14 protein-coding genes are annotated in these 18,227 nt (G+C 61.1%); 11 read left to right on the top strand and 3 right to left on the bottom strand.

Features of this window, described 5'->3' with window-relative positions; translation table 11 throughout:
* Window positions 1-6 precede the first annotated feature (6 nt).
* From JZX88_RS13525 to JZX88_RS13505, 5 genes are all read left to right on the top strand, one after another.
* On the top strand, window positions 7-486 hold the full coding sequence (locus JZX88_RS13525; RefSeq protein ID WP_065116827.1) for a formate dehydrogenase subunit gamma: 480 nt from the start codon (window positions 7-9) through the stop codon (window positions 484-486).
* The gene (locus JZX88_RS13520) at window positions 483-2,039 is read left to right on the top strand and encodes an NADH-quinone oxidoreductase subunit NuoF (protein ID WP_206913881.1); all 1,557 of its coding nucleotides are present in this window, start codon (window positions 483-485) and stop codon (window positions 2,037-2,039) included. Before JZX88_RS13525 ends, JZX88_RS13520 begins: the two co-directional genes overlap by 4 nt.
* 4 nt (window positions 2,040-2,043) lie before the next feature.
* On the top strand, window positions 2,044-4,926 hold the full coding sequence (gene fdhF, locus JZX88_RS13515; RefSeq protein ID WP_206913880.1) for a formate dehydrogenase subunit alpha: 2,883 nt from the start codon (window positions 2,044-2,046) through the stop codon (window positions 4,924-4,926).
* A gap of 66 nt (window positions 4,927-4,992) precedes the next feature.
* Window positions 4,993-5,334, top strand: a complete 342-nt coding sequence (locus JZX88_RS13510; RefSeq protein ID WP_206913879.1) for a formate dehydrogenase subunit delta — start codon at window positions 4,993-4,995, stop codon at window positions 5,332-5,334.
* A 114-nt stretch (window positions 5,335-5,448) separates the two neighbouring features.
* Window positions 5,449-7,101 carry an OFA family MFS transporter gene (locus JZX88_RS13505; RefSeq protein WP_206913878.1) on the top strand — a complete coding sequence of 551 codons (1,653 nt, stop codon included), beginning with the start codon at window positions 5,449-5,451 and terminating at the stop codon, window positions 7,099-7,101.
* Between the two features lie 208 nt (window positions 7,102-7,309).
* On the opposite strand, the gene JZX88_RS13500 is transcribed toward JZX88_RS13505, so the two are convergent.
* From JZX88_RS13500 to JZX88_RS13490, 3 genes are read right to left on the bottom strand one after another with little or no spacing between them, the layout of a single operon-like run.
* On the bottom strand, window positions 7,310-8,206 hold the full coding sequence (locus tag JZX88_RS13500) for a dihydrodipicolinate synthase family protein (RefSeq protein ID WP_174033641.1): 897 nt from the start codon (window positions 8,204-8,206) through the stop codon (window positions 7,310-7,312).
* 29 nt (window positions 8,207-8,235) lie between these two features.
* Window positions 8,236-9,117, bottom strand: a complete 882-nt coding sequence (locus JZX88_RS13495) for an SMP-30/gluconolactonase/LRE family protein (RefSeq protein ID WP_206913877.1) — start codon at window positions 9,115-9,117, stop codon at window positions 8,236-8,238.
* Window positions 9,118-9,170: 53 nt separating this feature from the next.
* Window positions 9,171-9,890: a FadR/GntR family transcriptional regulator gene (locus JZX88_RS13490; RefSeq protein ID WP_065116820.1), complete on the bottom strand. Its 720-nt coding sequence runs from the start codon at window positions 9,888-9,890 to the stop codon at window positions 9,171-9,173.
* 302 nt (window positions 9,891-10,192) lie between these two features.
* Between JZX88_RS13490 and JZX88_RS13485 the strand changes: the two genes are divergently transcribed.
* The 6 genes from JZX88_RS13485 to JZX88_RS13460 all read left to right on the top strand — a co-directional run bounded on the left by JZX88_RS13485 (window position 10,193) and on the right by JZX88_RS13460 (window position 18,201).
* Window positions 10,193-12,142, top strand: coding sequence for an ABC transporter substrate-binding protein (locus JZX88_RS13485; protein WP_142857954.1), 1,950 nt, complete (start codon window positions 10,193-10,195; stop codon window positions 12,140-12,142).
* A 121-nt stretch (window positions 12,143-12,263) separates the two neighbouring features.
* Window positions 12,264-13,250 carry an ABC transporter permease gene (locus JZX88_RS13480; RefSeq protein WP_206913876.1) on the top strand — a complete coding sequence of 329 codons (987 nt, stop codon included), beginning with the start codon at window positions 12,264-12,266 and terminating at the stop codon, window positions 13,248-13,250.
* 9 nt (window positions 13,251-13,259) lie between these two features.
* Entirely contained in the window at window positions 13,260-14,384 is a 1,125-nt protein-coding gene (locus JZX88_RS13475; RefSeq protein ID WP_110759621.1) for an ABC transporter permease, read from the top strand.
* A gap of 8 nt (window positions 14,385-14,392) precedes the next feature.
* A complete protein-coding gene (locus JZX88_RS13470) occupies window positions 14,393-16,117 on the top strand; it encodes an ABC transporter ATP-binding protein (protein WP_206913875.1) in 1,725 nt (574 codons plus the stop codon).
* A gap of 43 nt (window positions 16,118-16,160) precedes the next feature.
* The gene (locus JZX88_RS13465; protein ID WP_206913874.1) at window positions 16,161-17,348 is read left to right on the top strand and encodes a mandelate racemase/muconate lactonizing enzyme family protein; all 1,188 of its coding nucleotides are present in this window, start codon (window positions 16,161-16,163) and stop codon (window positions 17,346-17,348) included.
* Window positions 17,335-18,201 (top strand): aldose 1-epimerase, encoded by an 867-nt coding sequence (locus JZX88_RS13460; protein WP_206913873.1) that lies wholly within the window; start codon window positions 17,335-17,337, stop codon window positions 18,199-18,201. Before JZX88_RS13465 ends, JZX88_RS13460 begins: the two co-directional genes overlap by 14 nt.
* Window positions 18,202-18,227 lie beyond the last annotated feature (26 nt).

Genomic DNA, 18,227 nt, shown 5'->3' with positions numbered 1-18,227 from the left:
TGGCTTATGAATATCCAGGCGGTTGCCGCAGATGAGGCGGCCCGTGTTTCCGCGGTCATTGACGACTTTATTCACCTCGAAGGGCCGATGCTGCCCATCCTGCACGCGGTTCAGGAAGAATTCGGCTACATTCCTGAAAGCGCCAAGCAGATCATCGCCTCCGCACTGAACGTGTCGCGGGCGGAGGTGCATGGCGTCGTAACCTTCTATCCCGATTTTCGTGATCATCCTTCTGGCCGACATGTCTTGAAGCTCTGTCGCGCCGAGGCTTGCCAGTCGATGGGTGGCGAGCCTCTGGCGGATACCATCAAGTCCCGGCTCGGCCTTGACTGGCACGAAACCGCCGCTGACGGTTCCGTCACGCTGGAACCGGTTTTCTGTCTCGGGCTTTGTGCGCAGGCGCCGGCCCTGATGCTGGACGGCGAAGTCCATGCCCGCCTTGACGAGGACTGTCTTGGCGACATCCTGACGGAGGCGCGCCGATGAGTGTCACCGTTTTTGTTCCCGGCGATTCCGCCGCGCTTGCCGTTGGCGCAAACCGCGTGGCCGACGCCATTGCCCGGGAAGCGGCCAGCCGCAATCTTGATGTGCATGTTGTCCGCAACGGTTCGCGCGGCATGCTCTGGCTCGAAGTACTGGTCGAAGTGCGCACCGACCATGGCCGCATCGCCTACGGGCCGGTCAAGGCCGGCGATGTCGCCTCGCTTTTCGATGCGGATTTTCTGACTGGCGGCGAGCATCGCCTCTGTCTCGGGCCGACAAAGGACATCCCGTTCCTGAAAAGCCAGACGCGTCTGACATTTGCGCGCTGCGGCGTCACCGATCCATTGTCGCTGGAGGATTATCGCGCCTATCAGGGCATGAAAGGCCTCGAAAAAGCCGTCGCCATGGCGCCGCTCGACATCGTCGCCCAGGTGACCGAAAGCGGCCTGCGCGGACGCGGCGGCGCGGGTTTCCCCACGGGCATCAAATGGAAGACCGTTGCCGATGCGGTGGCCGACCAGAAATATATCGTCTGCAATGCGGACGAGGGCGATAGCGGCACCTTCGCCGACCGCATGATCATGGAAGGCGATCCCTTCGTGCTGATCGAAGGCATGGCGATTGCCGGCCTCGCCGTCGGCGCGACGAAGGGCTTCATCTATACGCGCTCGGAATATCCGCATGCGATCAAGGTCATGGAGCAGGCGATCGAAATCGCCCGGCGCAATGGTATCATTGGGCCTTCCGTCCTCGGTTCCGGGCGGGCCTTTGATCTCGAAGTGCGCATGGGTGCCGGCGCCTATGTCTGCGGCGAGGAAACATCGCTTCTCAATAGTCTGGAAGGCAAGCGCGGCACCGTGCGCGCCAAGCCGCCACTACCTGCCCTGCAGGGCCTGTTCGGAAAACCCACCGTCGTCAACAATGTGATTTCGCTGGCCTCCATTCCGGTCATCATGGATCTGGGTGCGGCTTTCTACCGCGATTTCGGCGTTGGCCGTTCGCATGGCACGATCCCCATCCAGCTTGCCGGAAACATCCGGCATGGCGGGCTTTACGAGACCGCCTTCGGCCTGCCGCTCGGGCAGCTGGTCAATGATATCGGTGGCGGCACGATCACCGGCCGTCCCGTCAAGGCGGTGCAGGTGGGTGGTCCGCTCGGCGCTTATTTCCCGGTTTCGCTGTTCGACACGATCTTCGACTATGAAGCCTTTACGGCGGCTGGCGGCCTTATCGGACATGCCGGCATCGTGGTTTTCGATGATACCGCCGATATGTTGCATCAGGCCCGGTTCGCGCTGGAATTCTGCGCCGTCGAAAGCTGCGGCAAGTGCACGCCCTGTCGCATCGGCTCCACGCGCGGCGTCGAGACGGTCGACAGGATCGCGCTCGGCATCGAGCGGGAGAAAAATACGGCGCTCCTTGAAGACCTCTGCGAGACCATGAAGTTCGGTTCGCTTTGCGCGCTTGGCGGCTTTACGCCCTATCCCGTCATGAGCGCGCTCCGGCATTTCCCTGATGATTTTGCCCCCATCCCACGTGTTGAAGCGGCGGAGTAAGACCATGGCTCTTGTTTCTGAATTCGACTACGGAACCCCGAAATCCCGCGCAACGGACATGGTGACGCTCACCATCGACGGGCGGCAGGTCACCGTACCGGCGGGAACGTCGATCATGCGCGCCTCACGCGAAGCGGGTATCGACGTGCCGAAACTCTGCGCCACCGATATGGTGGATGCGTTCGGCTCCTGCCGGCTCTGTCTTATCGAGGTGGAAGGCCGCAACGGCACTCCCGCCTCCTGCACCACGCCTGTCGCCGCCGGTCTTGTCGTGCATACGCAGACGGAGCGGCTGAAGCAGATTCGCAAGGGTGTGATGGAGCTTTATATTTCCGATCACCCGCTCGACTGTCTGACCTGCGCGGCCAATGGCGATTGCGAATTGCAGGACATGGCGGGTGCCGTGGGCCTGCGCGATGTTCGCTACGGTTATGAAGGTGACAACCACGTCAAGGCACGCACCGGTGATGGCGATCTCAATGCCCGCTGGATGCCGAAGGACGAAAGCAATCCCTATTTCACCTATGATCCTTCCAAATGCATCGTCTGCTCGCGTTGCGTGCGCGCCTGCGAGGAAGTGCAGGGCACGTTTGCACTGACGATCGAAGGGCGCGGTTTTGAAAGCCGCGTGTCACCCGGCGCGCATGAGGCCTTCCTTGATTCCGACTGCGTTTCCTGCGGCGCCTGCGTGCAGGCCTGCCCCACCGCGACACTGACGGAAAAATCGGTGATCGAGATCGGCCAGCCGGAACATTCGCTGGTCACAACCTGTGCTTATTGTGGTGTCGGCTGTTCCTTCAAGGCGGAAATGCGCGGCGAAGAGCTGGTGCGCATGGTGCCGTGGAAGGACGGGCAGGCCAATCGCGGGCATTCCTGCGTCAAGGGCCGTTTCGCCTATGGTTATGCAACCCACAGGGACCGTATCCTCAACCCGATGATCCGCGAAAAGATCAGCGATCCATGGCGGGAAGTCAGCTGGGAAGAGGCCTTCTCCCATGTCGCGTCGGAGTTTCAGCGCATCCAGGGCCAATATGGCCGGGAATCCATCGGCGGCATCACCTCATCCCGCTGCACGAACGAAGAAACCTTCCTCGTCCAGAAACTCATCCGTGCCGGTTTCGGCAACAACAATGTCGATACCTGTGCCCGCGTCTGCCACTCACCCACGGGCTATGGTCTCGGTCAGGCTTTCGGCACCTCGGCGGGAACGCAGAATTTCGACAGCGTGGAGCATTCCGACGTCGTCGTGGTTATCGGTGCCAATCCGACGGACGGGCACCCGGTCTTTGGTTCCCGGCTGAAAAAGCGGCTGCGGCAGGGCGCAAAACTGATCGTCATCGATCCACGCCGTATCGATCTCGTGCGCGGCCCGCATGTGGAGGCGTCCTTCCACCTGCCGTTGAAGCCTGGCACCAACGTGGCGGTGCTGACGGCGCTTGCACATGTGATCGTCACCGAAGGCCTGTTCAACGAGGCCTTCATCCGCGAGCGTTGCGACTGGTCGGAATTCGAGGATTGGGCTGCTTTCGTTGCCGAGCCTCAGCACAGCCCGGAAGAAACCGAAAGTTTCACCGGTGTTCCGGCGGAAGAACTGCGCGGGGCCGCCCGCCTTTATGCCCGGGGCGGCAATGGTGCGATCTATTACGGCCTTGGCGTGACCGAACACAGCCAGGGGTCGACCACGGTCATGGCGATTGCCAATCTGGCCATGGCAACCGGCAATATTGGCCGCCCCGGTGTGGGCGTCAATCCGCTGCGCGGGCAGAACAACGTTCAGGGCTCCTGCGACATGGGCTCGTTCCCGCATGAGCTTCCGGGTTACCGGCATATTTCCGATGATGCCACGCGTGACATCTTCGAGAAACTCTGGGGCGTGAAGCTTAACAACGAGCCGGGGCTGCGTATTCCCAACATGCTCGACGCTGCCGTGGATGGCAGCTTTAAGGGCATCTACATTCAGGGCGAGGATATTCTCCAGTCCGATCCGGACACGAAACACGTGTCCTCCGGTCTTGCCGCCATGGAATGTGTTGTGGTGCACGATCTCTTCCTGAACGAGACGGCGAATTATGCGCATGTCTTTTTGCCCGGTTCCACCTTCCTCGAAAAGGACGGCACCTTCACCAACGCCGAACGCCGCATCAACCGCGTGCGCCGGGTCATGTCGCCGAAGAACGGTTTTGCCGACTGGGAGGTGACACAGAAGCTGGCGCAGGCCATGGGGCTTTCATGGAACTATGCACATCCGTCGGAAATCATGGATGAAATTGCGGCGACGACACCGAGTTTCGCCAGCGTTTCCTATGATTATCTCGAGCGGAACGGTTCGGTGCAGTGGCCCTGCAACGAGAAGTTCCCGCAGGGGTCTCCGATCATGCATGTGGACGGTTTTGTGCGCGGCAAGGGCAAGTTCATCCGCACCGAATATGTGGCGACGGACGAACGTACCGGTCCGCGCTTCCCGCTGCTGCTCACCACCGGCCGCATCCTGTCGCAATACAATGTCGGCGCGCAGACGAGGCGCACGGAAAACGTCGTGTGGCATGAGGAGGATCGGCTGGAAATCCACCCGCATGATGCCGAACAGCGCGGCGTCAAGGATGGCGACTGGGTGAAGCTTGCCAGCCGCTCCGGAGACACGACGCTGAGGGCGCTGATCACCGACCGCGTAGCGCCGGGCGTGGTCTATACGACCTTCCACCATCCTGGCACGCAGGCGAACGTCATCACCACCGACTTCTCCGACTGGGCGACCAACTGTCCCGAATACAAGGTGACCGCCGTGCAGATATCACCTTCCAACGGGCCGACGGAATGGCAGGAGGAATATGACGCGCTGGGCCGCCGGTCGCGGCGGATCGCAGGAAAGCTGGAAGCAGCCGAATAATCGGGGCCGGGGTGCCCCGGCCACTTGAAACATGGACGCCGACCGGCAGGCGGCGCGGGGAACAGTATGTTGCTTAATCACACCGACGAAAAACTGGTGAGAATGGCGAACCAGATCGCGACTTTTTTCCTGTCTCAGCCGGAGGATGTCCGCATTGACGGTGTCGCCACCCACATCAATAAATTCTGGGAACCGCGCATGCGCCGCCGGTTTTTCGAGATCGTGGATGCCGGAGCCGGCGATTTTCTGCCGCTGGTGATTGCAGCCTCAGCGGAGATCAAGAGACCCGGAACACCCACCGCCGATGCGGTGGGGCTTGGGGAGGATGCCAACGGTGCGCCCGGAGGCAAGGGGCCGGCCGCGGGTGAGTCCCTGTCCGAACCGAGTATTCCCGAAACCAGACACTGAACGCGGCGAGGGGCCGCCTTTACCTATTGCCGCATGGGAGAGCATTCGGCGGTCTCGCCCTGCCATATGGGGCGTATGAAATTTGTCCAGACATCCACGAGGGAGGAAATGTCGATGGCAGTAGCAGGCGTATCTGCGGGAGAACCGGTGCAGGCCGGAATTCTGGACCGCGAACGGATCATAGCAAAACCCGGATTTAACCGCTGGCTGGTGCCGCCGGCAGCATTGGCCATTCATCTGTGCATCGGCATGGCCTATGGCTTCAGTGTTTTCTGGCTGCCCTTGTCCAAGGCCCTGCCGGCGACGGACCCCAGTTGCTCCAGTCTCACCCTTGTCGGCGCTTTGTTTACCACGCAGTGCAACTGGCGCGTGGCCGATCTTGGCTGGATCTATACGCTGTTTTTTGTGCTTCTGGGTTGCTCGGCGGCAATCTGGGGCGGCTGGCTGGAACGGGTGGGACCACGCAAGGCCGGTTTCGTTTCCGCCTGCTGCTGGTGCGGCGGCATTCTGGTTGCAGCACTTGGCGTCATGACGCATCAATTATGGCTCATGTGGGTGGGTGCGGGTGTCATCGGCGGTATCGGTCTCGGCCTTGGTTATATCTCGCCGGTCTCGACGCTGATCAAATGGTTCCCGGATCGTCGCGGCATGGCGACGGGCATGGCCATCATGGGCTTCGGCGGTGGGGCGATGATCGGTGCGCCGCTTGCCAATATCCTGATGAACACCTTCAAGACGGATGTTTCCGTCGGCGTCTGGCAGACTTTCGTCGTCATGGCGCTGATCTATTTCGCCTTCATGATGGCCGGTGCCTTCGGTTACCGCATTCCGCCGGCCGGCTGGCGTCCGGAAGGCTGGACGGCGCCGGCGGCCAAGAGCGCGATGATAACCCATCGCCACGTGCATCTGCGCGACGCGCACAAGACACCGCAGTTCTGGCTGATCTGGGCGGTTCTGTGCCTGAACGTCTCGGCCGGCATCGGTGTTATCGGCATGGCTTCGCCGATGCTGCAGGAAATCTTCGCGGGCTCGCTGATCGGCTTGCCGGGCGTGGGTTTTGCGGATCTTGATGCCGGGCAGAAGGCGCAGATCGCGGCCATTGCCGCCGGTTTCACCGGGCTGCTTTCGCTGTTCAATATCGGCGGGCGTTTCTTCTGGGCGTCGATGTCCGACAGGATCGGCCGCAAGAACACCTATTTCTGCTTCTTTATTCTCGGCATCATTCTTTATGCGGCGGCGCCGACGCTTGCGACGATGGGGTCCAAGGCCTTCTTCGTTCTGGCGCTCGGCATCATCCTGTCCATGTATGGCGGTGGTTTTTCGACCATTCCGGCCTATCTCGCCGATATCTTCGGCACGCAGTTCGTGGGTGCTATCCACGGCCGCCTGCTGACGGCATGGGCGACAGCGGGCATCGCCGGGCCGGTCGTCGTCAACTATATCCGCGAGGCGCAGATCGCGGCGGGTGTCGCGCCCGGGCCGGCGCTCTATACCAGCACCATGTATATCCTGGCTGGTATGCTGGCGCTCGGTCTCGTGGCCAATGCGCTGGTGAGGCCGCTATCGGACAAATGGTTCATGGCGGATGCGGAAGTGGCGGCGCTTCAGGCGAAGACCGCTGCCGCCAATGCCGGCCCGACAGGCTCCTTCGGCATCGGGCGCGGCGGGCTGGACACCAAGGCGGCGTTCGCCTGGGCTGCCGTCGGCATTCCGCTCCTCTGGGGCGTATGGGTCACGGTGAAGAGCAGTCTGGCGCTGTTCGGCTGAGCGACCATCCCGTTCGGATGGCGCGGATCAGTGCGCCACGCGGGAAGCACATGCCGGCTCATGGCCGGCATGTCACCTGATCAGGTCATAAAAGGGGGCGGCTCGACCATGTCCGGTGAGCCGCCCTCGATATTTGCAAAAAACTTCGATTTTCAGGGTAGGTTCAAATCCAGCATCGAAAACATCTGGCTTGCGGGCGATGCGTCCGTCAGCGCCAGCTGGCGAGCAGGCCTTCAAGCGTTTGACGATCCTGTTCGTCCAGACGGGCAAGTCCCGGGGCTCGAACCGGGCCAACCCTGAGGCCCAGTATTTCCATGGCTTCCTTCACCACCGTCACGTTGGCGCCGTTGCGGTAACGCGTCCGCAGCCGTTCGAAGAGCTCGATCTTTTCAACGATCTTGCGTGCCGCTGAAAAATCGCCCGATGTCAGGGCCTCATGAACCTGCAGCGAGAATTGCGGAGCGACGTTGACGAGGCCGGACGTGAAGCCGCGCGCGCCCACCGCCGAAAAGGCGGGCGCCCAGCTTTCCGCGAGACCGCAGACATAAAGAGCACCCTTCGGATCGGAAGCGGCAATGGCGCGCGACAGAAGCATGATGTCGGTCGTCGCGAACTTGATGCCTGCGACATTCGGGTGGCTGGCAAGCCTCACCATGTCATCGACCGAAAAACCGTCGGCGCGGACATAGGCCACCAGCGGCAGCTCGCTGCCGTCAGCCAGGCCGATGAAATAGTCGATCTGCGATTGCGGTGCCGCAAAGGGGTCTACCGGCTGATGGGACATGACGGCGGATGCGCCCATCTCCCTTGCCCGGCGTGCCATGGCGAGTGCCTCGCGCTGCGAGCGTCCAATCGCCGCCGTGACCGGGGCTTTGCCGTCAACGCCTCTTATCGCGGCTTCGTAGACGCTGAGAATCTCGTCCGGCGTCAGGGCGTAGAATTCACCCGTATTGCCGGCGGCAACGATGTTGTGGATACCCGCCCGCGCAACGCGGGCATAGACCTCGGTGGTGACACCGATATCGACTTCCCCGCCTGCCTCGTAAGCTGTTACGGGAACGCCGGAGATGCCGTGCAGGGCCTGGCGAAAATCAAATGTCGTCATCAACTGGTTTCCTTGAGATGAAAGCGTCTTCAGATGGAAAACTTGTGTACGGCTGCCCCCGCGACAGGCGCATCAAAGGCAACAAGCGTGCCTGGCGTGGAAATCCCGTCCGTCTCGGTGACGAGACTTGTCAGATAGATCGTCTTGAGATCCGGGCCGCCGAAACACGGCATGGTCGGCCCCTTGAACGGCAGCCTGTAGATCTCGAACAGTTCGCCGTCCGGCAAAAAGCGGTTGAGACGTCCGGCCTGAACGCCGGCGCTCCAGTAACAGCCTTCGCAATCGGTCGCCGCGCCATCCGGCCTGCCTTCGTCCGGCGCGAAATCGTGAAGACGTTCGGCCGGACCGAGCCTGCCCGTCGCGACATCGAAATCGAACGCCTGATACATCAGCCCGCTGCTGTCGGAATGATACATGCGCCTGCCATCCGGGCTCCAGGCAAGCCCGTTTGACGTGAACATGTCGCCATCGATGATGCGTTCGACGCCGCCATCCGGCGCGACGCGATAGAGCCGCGCATTGCCTGTCTGTATGGCGGCCTCATCGCGGGTCCCGACCCAGAAATGGCCATCGGGGCCAACCTTTCCGTCGTTGAGGCGGCTGTCGGGCCGCCCTTCGTCCGGGTCGCACAGAAGTTCAAGTTTTCCGCTTGCGGGATTAAGAAGATGCACGCCGGTCTTCAGGCCCGCCACGATCAGGCCATTGTCGCAAAGACCGAGGCACCCCACCTGGGCGGGCATGTCGTATCTGTCGAGCTTGCCGCCCGGATGCAGGCAGAAAATGGCGGGGGCGAGAATATCGACGAACCACAGATTGCCGGTCCGTTCATCCCATGCCGGTGATTCGCCGACCTTCAACGGCGTGTCGATGAGGGAGCGGAGTCTCGGTTCGATGATACGCGGCTGGCTCACTGATTATTCTCCATCGCCCTGTATGGCTTGCCCTTTGAAATGCGGAAAAGGTTCTAGCTGCCGACGCCCTGAAACATGCGGGCGCGGGCCTTCAGGATGTGGTCTTTCATCGCGTCATGCGCAGCCTGTTCCCGCCGCGCAAAAATCGCTTCCACGATTGCGGTATGTTCGTTCTGCACCTCGCGCACATGTTGCGGCGTGCGCTTGAGGCTGAGGCTGCGTGTCACCGACTGGCCGATCGCGAAATGCGGCTTGAACCAGATCCGCACGGTGATGTGGAACTGGTTATGGCTCGCTTTGGCAATGGCTTCATGCAGGGCGAAGTCTTCCTCCGCACCAAGATCGTTGCGCTCCAGACACTGTTCCAGCGCCGCAATGGCCTGTTCGATGCGGGTTTTGTCGGCGGCCTGCCAGTTGCGCGCCGCAAGTTCGGCCGCCGACGATTCAAGACCGGACCGGAACTCGAAAAAACGCTGCACGTCGGCAAGCGAGCCGACAGGCACCTGCTGCAACACGGACGAATCCGGCTGCTGGCGCACATAGGAGCCGGACCCCTTCTGGGAGACGATGAGTCCGTCGTTTCGCAGCCGCTCCAGGGCTTCGCGAACGACCGGCCGGGATGCGCCGAACAACGACGCCAGATTCTGTTCCGATGGCAGCCTTTCGTTCACGGGAAACCGCCCGTCCGAAATCATGCCGATGATCTTTTCGTAGATGATGTCGCTCAGCCTGGTCTCGCCTCGAGCGGCGGCAGATGCGGTTTGATTGTCCATCAGCAGCCCTTCCGTTGCAAATCGCTGAAGTTAATGGGTTTCCTGCATTTCAATCGCAACAGAAATACCGGGGTTTTTGTGAGCGAGGGGGCTGTCCTAACCGATTTTTTCTTCAAGCCTGATCCTGAAAACCGGTCTACGAATAAAAAATATGTAAAAATCTGTCAATACTTGTAATCATCTGAAAACGCCCATATGGTCTGCCCCTGCCGATGGAGGATCGGCGTGCTGGCTGGCCGGGAGGGCCGTTGCGGTTCGGTGAAAGCCGTCTCGCTGCCGGTGATTTTTTGGGAGGATAATCGATGCGCGATGGCGATGCATTTTCATTGGGCGTGACGCGCCGGACCTTCATGGCGGGGCTTGGGGGCGTCGCCGCCCTCTCCGTCATCGGGACCTCGGCCATGGCTGCCACCGGCAAACAGGCGCCGGAACTGGAGGCGCTGGTAAAGGACGGCAAATTGCCGCCTTTGGCCGAACGTCTGCCGAAAAATCCGATGGTGGTGACACCCCATGAAAAGATCGGCACCTATGGCGGCACATTGCGCCGCGGCCTGCGCGGCTCGTCGGACCATAACGGCATCCTGCGCATGGTCGGCAATCAGGGGCTGGTTCGCTGGAACATGGATTTCACCGAGGTTCTGCCGAACCTTGCGGTGAAATGGGAGGTCAACGACGATGCCTCGCAGTTCACCTTCCATTTGCTGGAGGGTGCGAAATGGTCGGACGGCCACCCCTTCACGGCAGATGACGTGGTATTCGCCATCGAGGACTGCATCAAGAACAAGGAGCTTTACAGCGCCACGCCAGCCCAGCTTTCCGTTGCGGGTGAGGCGGTCGATGTCGAAAAGATCGACGATTTCACGGTAAAGTTCAAATTCGCGGCGCCGAATGCGCTCTATCTGGAAAACCTCGCCACGCCGCTCGGCCAGCATCCGACGCTGTTTCCGAAGCATTATTGCAGCAAGTTCCTGCCGAAATACAACACGGCGCTGGATGCCGATGTGAAGGCTGCGGGCGTATCGAGCTGGACGGAACTGTTCCGCGCCAAATGCGGCGATATCGAAATTCCATCCCGCTGGTCGAATGTCGACAAGCCGACGCTGGACCCCTGGGTGGTGAAAGAACCCTATTCCGGCGGCGCGACACGGGTGGTCATGACCCGCAACCCTTACTTCTGGCAGGTCGATACCGAAGGCAACCAGCTGCCCTATATCGATGAAATCAACTTCGGCATTTCGCAGGATGTCGAATCGCTGATGCTGAACGTGATTTCGGGCAAGATCGACATTCAGGAGCGGCATATCAGCGTTCTCGCCAACAAGCCCACCCTGTCGCAGAACATGAAAAAGGGGGACTACCGCCTGCTGACGCTGGTGCCTTCTGCTTCTCAGCAGTGCCAGATCTACCTGAACATCACCCACAAAGACCCGGCGATGCGCAAGATGTTCGCCGACAAGTCGTTCCGTCAGGCGCTGTCCATCGCGCTCAACCGGCAGGAAATTATCGACATCGTTTATTTCGGGCAGAGCGAAGGATATCAGGCCGGGCCACGCCCGACACATCCCTGGTACAATGAAAAGCTGGCGCGGCAATTCACCGAATACGATGCGGACAAGGCGAACGATCTTCTCGACAAGGCCGGTTACGACAAGAAGAACGGCAACGGCATGCGGTTGCGGCCTGACGGCCAGCCGGTCTTCTTCTCGATCGACGTCATCCCGACGCTCTATCCCGATCTGGTCGATGCGCTGGAGCTGGTGAAGGCGCAATGGGCGCAGATCGGCGTCGACATCAAGGTCAACACCATCGAACGTGCGCTCTATTATACACGCGGCGATGACAATGCCCATGATGCGGCGGTCTGGCCCGGTCCCGGCGGTCTCGATCCGATGCTCGATCCGCGCGATTTCTTTGCCTTCCATCCGCAGGGGTCGCGTTACGCCATTCCGTGGGCGCTCTGGTACACCTCGAATGGCCAGAAGGGCGAGGAGCCGCCGGAAAGCCAGAAGAAGCGCTTCAAGCTGTTCGATGAGGCGCGCTCCACGGCCGACCTTGCCAAGCGCGGTGAGAAGATGAAGGAGATCTTCGACATTGCGGCGGAAGAGTTCGAGACGATCGGTCTTTGCCTCGCCGTGGGTGGTTTCGGTATCATCCGCAACAATCTGCGCAATGTGCCGGAAACGGAACCCGACAGCTGGACATGGCCCAATCCCGGCCCGGCGCTGCCGCAACAGTTCACCTTCACAAGCTGACATCGCCACATGGGCGTCGCTGCCGTAACGCGGCGACGCTTCTCAGGTTGTTTCGACCACCCGCAGCCCGTCTCCTTCGTGGGAGGCGGCGCGTGCGGCACAATGTGATTGCGAGAACGACATGCTGCTTTTTATCGTAAAACGCCTGCTGTGGATGATACCGTCCCTGTTTGCCGTCAGTTTCCTTGCTTTTGTCCTGATCCAGCTGCCACCCGGCGACTATGTGACGACCTATATCGCCACCCTGGCGGCCTCCAACGAGGTCATCGACCACAATACGGCGGCGCAGCTGCGCGAACGCTTCGGCCTCGATGACCCGATGATCGTGCAATATCTGAAATGGATATGGGGCATCGTCAGCCGCGGCGATTTCGGCATTTCGTTCGAATGGCAGCAGCCGGTTTCCGGCCTCATCTGGGAGCGCATGGCGCTGACGCTGGTTCTCGCCGTCGCCAGCCTTCTCGCCACCTGGGCCATCGCCCTTCCGATCGGTGTTTTCTCCGCCGTGCGCAAATATTCGATCGGCGATTATCTCTTCACCGCCTTTTCCTTCTTCGGCCTGTCCATACCCTCGTTCCTGCTGGCGCTGGTGCTGATGTATGTCGCGGCGGTGGAGTTCGGGGCCGATGTCGGCGGCCTGTTTTCCGCAGAATACGAGACCGCCTCGTGGAGCATCGCCAAGATGATGGACCTCATGGCCCATATCTGGCTGCCGGTGACGATCCTTGCCGTGTCATCCACCGCAAGCCTGATCCGCGTCATGCGCGCCAATATGCTGGATGAATTGCCCAAGCCCTATGTCACCACCGCGCGGGCAAAAGGCTTGTCGGAGTTCAAGCTGCTGACGAAATATCCGCTCAGAATTGCGCTCAACCCGTTCATCTCCACCATCGCATGGCTGCTGCCCAATCTCATTTCGGGTTCCGTGGTGGTCGCCATCGTCCTCAATCTGCCGACGGCTGCACCGCTGCTTCTGCAGTCATTGATGGCGCAGGATATGTATCTCGCCGGCGCTTTCGTGCTGTTAATCTGCGCGCTGACGCTGATCGGTTCGCTTATCAGCGACATCCTGCTTGCGCTGGTCGATCCGCGCATCCGTCTCGAATAGGAGGGCGCCATGAGCGATATCACCATGACCACCAATGCCCGGCAGGACCGCGCCGCCGTCGCCTCGCAGTGGCAGCTCATCTGGTGGGCCTTCAAGCGCCACAAGCTGGCCATGGCCGCCCTGTTCATCACCATCGCCATGTATATCGTCGCGCTGGTGCCCGGCTTCTTCGCCATCAACGATCCGGTGCTGCAGAATGCCCGCGCCACCTTCCACCCGCCGCAGCGTGTCCACTTCATCGATACGACCGACGGTTTTTCGCTCGGACTGCATTATTATCCGCTGAAGCTGACCCGCAATCCCGAGACACTGGCGGCGGTGTTCGTCGAAGATACGGCCAAGAAAATCCCGGTCCAGTTTTTCGGTCGCGGTTACGAATATTCCGTGTTCGGCCTGTTCACCACGGATATCCATCTGCTGGCCTCCACCGATAAAACACGTCCGCTCTTCCTCTTCGGCGCGGATCGTCTCGGGCGCGATGTCTTCAGCCGCGTGGTGCAGGGTGCGCAGGTCTCCCTGTCCATCGGCCTTGTCGGCGTGTTCTTCTCGCTGCTGCTCGGCGTCGTTCTCGGTGGCATTTCAGGTTATTACGGCGGCCGCATCGATTTCGTCATGCAGCGCGTGATCGACTTCGTGCTCTCGCTTCCCACCATTCCCATCTGGCTGGCGCTGGCCGCCGCCCTGCCGCAGGGCTGGCCCGCCACGCTGCAATATATGATGATCACCATCATCCTGTCTTTGACCGGCTGGGCGCAGCTTGCCCGTGTCGTGCGCGGCCGGTTCCTGTCACTGAGGACCGAAGAGTTCGTGGCTGCAGCGCGGCTGGATGGCGTGCCGGAAGGGCGCATCATCTTCCGCCATATGCTGCCGAGTTTTTCGAGCCATATCATCGCTTCGGTCACGCTTGCGGTTCCGGCGATGATCCTTGCGGAAACATCGCTGTCCTTCCTCGGTCTCGGTCTCCAGCCGCCGACGATTTCTTGGGGCGTTTTGCTTCGCGAGGCGCAGAATATCCGCTCGATAGCAACCGCACCCTGGCTGTTCCTGCCCGGTGTGGCGGTCGTCATTGCCGTCATGGCGCTCAATCTGCTCGGCGACGGTCTGCGCGATGCAGCCGATCCCTATAACAAGTGAGGCCCCGGATGAGCGACATTCTCTCCATGAAGCCAGCCAAGCCGCTGCTTGAAGTCCGCAATCTGGTCACTGAATTTCCGGTCAGAAACGGCGTTTTCCGGGCGGTCAACGATCTGTCTTTCTCCATCGATCCCGGCAAGACGCTCTGCGTCGTCGGCGAAAGCGGTTCCGGCAAATCCGTCACCGCCCGCTCCATCCTGCAGATCATCGACAGCCCCGGCCGCATTGCGTCCGGGTCGATCATCCTCAACCGCGCCGATGGCACGTCTCTCGATCTGGCAAAGCTCGATCCGCGTAGCCGGGCGATCCGCTCGGTGCGCGGCGCAGATATCGCGATGATCTTTCAGGAGCCGATGTCGTCGCTTTCACCCGTGCACACCGTGGGTGACCAGATCACCGAGGTGCTGCGGCTGCATCTGAAGATGAGCAAGGCGCAGGCGCGGGCCGAGGCCATCGAGCTGTTGCGGCAGGTGGAAATCCCTAACCCTGAAAAGGCGCTGGATCGTTACGCCTTCCAATATTCGGGCGGCATGCGCCAGCGAGCCATGATCGCCATGGCGCTGGCCTGCAAACCGCAGCTTCTGATCGCCGACGAACCGACGACGGCGCTCGATGTGACGACGCAGGCCGAAATCCTCGACCTGATATCGCGGCTGCAAAAGGCGCATGGCATGGCGGTGCTGTTCATCACCCACGATATGGGCGTGGTGGCGCAGATTGCCGATGACGTGCTGGTCATGCATCACGGCGTCGCCAAGGAATATGGCACCGTCGATGAGATATTCCACAATCCGCAGGACCCCTATACCCGCATGTTGATCGGCTCGGTGCTGAAACTGGAGCAGAAAGCCGAAATCCGGCTTGCCCGTCCGCCGCTCGATCTTGCCGCAGCGCCCATTCTCGAGGTCAACGACCTCTCCATGCATTTCGGCGAGATGAAGGCGCTGGATGGCGTCTCGATCAAGCTGTTGCCCGGCGAGACACTCGGCATTGTCGGCGAAAGCGGTTCCGGCAAGACCACGATGGGCCGCTCCATCATGCGCCTTTACGATCCGACCGGCGGCGAAATGCGCTATCGTCGGGCGGATGGCACGGTGGTCGATTTGGCTAAAATCGAAGGTGCCGAGCTGAAAGCCGCACGGCGCGAATTGCGCATGGTGTTTCAGGACCCGTTCGGCTCACTCAATCCGCGCATGACGGTGGCGCAGGTGATCGGCGAGCCGTTGCTGGTCAACGGCATTGCCAGGGGCAGGGAACTGGATGAGCGCGTTTGCGCGCTGATGGAGCAGGTGGGTCTCGACCCGACCGGGCGTGAGCGATACCCGCACGCCTTTTCGGGCGGCCAGCGCCAGCGCATCGGCATCGCCCGCGCCATCACGCTGAAGCCGCGCATCATCGTGGCTGACGAGGCGACCTCGGCGCTGGATGTTTCGGTGCGGTTCCAGGTGCTCGATCTGCTCATGCGGCTGCAGGACGAGCTTGGCCTCGCTTACATCTTCATCAGCCACGATATCGGCGTCATCCGCTACATGTGCGACCGCGTCGGGGTGATGTATCGCGGCAAGCTGGTGGAAATGGGAGAGGCGGAAAAGGTCTGCAACGCGCCGGATCACCCCTACACGCAGGCGCTTCTTTCCGCCATTCCGCGCCCGGACCCGCGCGACCGGGATCGCACCCGCAGATTCCGCTACGTCGAACCATCCGAAGTCAAGAACGGGGCCGTCGCGCGATAGTGCCGGGCCTGTTCGTTCTGCCATTCATGAGGAAGACTAAAGCATGAAAATCGATCGCATGCGGGTATTCGTCACCCGCGACAAGGACCGCCCCCGCGTTGTCGTCGCTCTCGATACCGATGACGGTCTGACCGGCTGGGGCGAATGTTACAATCACGGCCCCGATCTCGCCCTGCCGCCGTTTCTGGATTACCTCTACGGCTTCCTTGCCGGGCAGGACCCGACGCGGGTTGAATATCTCTACAATCTCCTTCTGCAGCAAAACCGTTTTCCGCCCGGCGCGCTCGGCCTTTCGGCCATCTCGGCGCTGGACCATTGCCTCTGGGACCTTGCCGCCAAGGCGGCGGGGGTGCCGGTCTACAAACTGCTGGGCGGTGAAGTGCGCGACCGCATCAAGGTCTATGCCGGTGTCTATACGGCCCCGGATGCGCCTGCGGCGAAGGAGGAGTTCGACCGTCTCAACGAGGACTGGGGCTTCACGGCTTTCAAGCTCAGCCCGTGGCGCCTCGATATCCACGCCCATCGCTGGGGCGAGGTGGTGCGCAGTTCGGCCGAATATTTCCGCTCGCTTCGCGAGACCGTGCGGCCCGATTACGATATCGCCTTCGACGCCCATGCCAAGATTTTCGAACCCGCGGCCGCCCGCCAGCTTGGCAACGCGCTTGCCCCTTACGATCCGCTGTTTTTCGAAGAGCCTTTGCGTCCGGAAAACATCGAGATGTGGGGAGACCTGAAACAGGGGCTTAACTGCACGCTGGCAACGGGCGAAAGCCTCTATAATCGCAATGAGTTCCTGCGTCTTCTTCAGGTAAAGGGTGCGGATATCATCCAGCCCGACATCTGCGTCGTCGGCGGCATTTCGGAGATGCGCCGCATCGCTACGCTTGCGGAAGCCCATTTTGTCAGCATCGCGCCGCATAACCCGATGGGGCCGCTCGCCACCGCCGTCAACGTGCATTTTTCCGCCGCCCAGCAGAATTTCCGTATTCTCGAATACCGGCTGCCGAAAGGGCAATGCTACGTTTATGGCGGCACCGATCTGGAAAAACGCGAGGATGAAACCCGTTATGTCGTTGACCCCTATCTGCCGAAGGACGGATATCTGGAACTGAGGCCAGATCGTCCCGGCTGGGGCGTCGAGATGGATGAAAAAGCCATGCAGGAAGATGGTTATGTTCACTGGCAGAGGCGGGTACCAAAACGTCCTGACGGATCCTATGCCTTCGCCTGAAACGGTTGCGATAAGCTGCGGGCCTCTTTCGGCCCGCCTGCGACCCGCATGGGGCGGCAGGATGACCCATCTGCACCATGCGGACCACGGCGATATTCTGGTGCCGACGGGTGAGGAGGGTTTCGAGCCGCTCAACTGGCCGCGCGCCGGCGCATACCCGCTGTTTCCTTATCACAACCGGCTTTATGGCGGCTCCTTCGTTCATACCGGCGTTCGCCATGACCTCCTGCCACATCCCGCGCTCGCGCCGGATGCCATGCATGGACCTGCTCACCGGCGCGCATGGGAGATTTCCGACCTGGATTCAGATCGGGTACGGCTGTTACTTGACTATGAGGCTGACGGGGAATGGCCCTTTTCCTTCCGCGCCGAACAGTCTTTTCTGCTGGAAAACGCCGGCCTCACCGTGGGCCTGTCGATCACCAATCTGGCGGACGTGCCCGCGCCGATGGCGCTGGGCTGGCATCCCTATCTGGCCGCCGGCCTTGGCTGTGACGCGCGCACGGACGCAAGGCTGCAATATCCGCTGGACCCGCAGAACGTGCCGACCGGCCAGCCGGCAGTCCCTCGCCACAACGCCGCCATTCCCACTGCAACGGGATACACGTTGCATTACACCGACTGGTCAAATGCGCATGTGCAATTTGACAGGTTTTCGCTGCGGATCGAGGCCGATCCCGTTTTCGGCCATCTCGCCGTTCACCGCATGGACCGCTATCTTTGCCTAGAACCAGTGTCCATGGCCGCCGGAGCGCTTGGCCTGCCTGAGACGCAGCGGGAAGTGTTTGGTGGCAGGATCATCCCGCCCGGCGAGCGTCTGTCGGGACGCATCCAGCTTTCCATCGGGCCTTGAGGAGCAGAGGGCGCGTGAAAACGTCA

Source organism: Agrobacterium sp. OT33 (genome assembly GCF_017313365.1).
GTDB lineage: Bacteria > Pseudomonadota > Alphaproteobacteria > Rhizobiales > Rhizobiaceae > Agrobacterium > Agrobacterium rhizogenes_A.
Note: the sequence above shows the minus strand (reverse complement) of the source record. Positions and strands in the feature narration are given on the sequence as shown.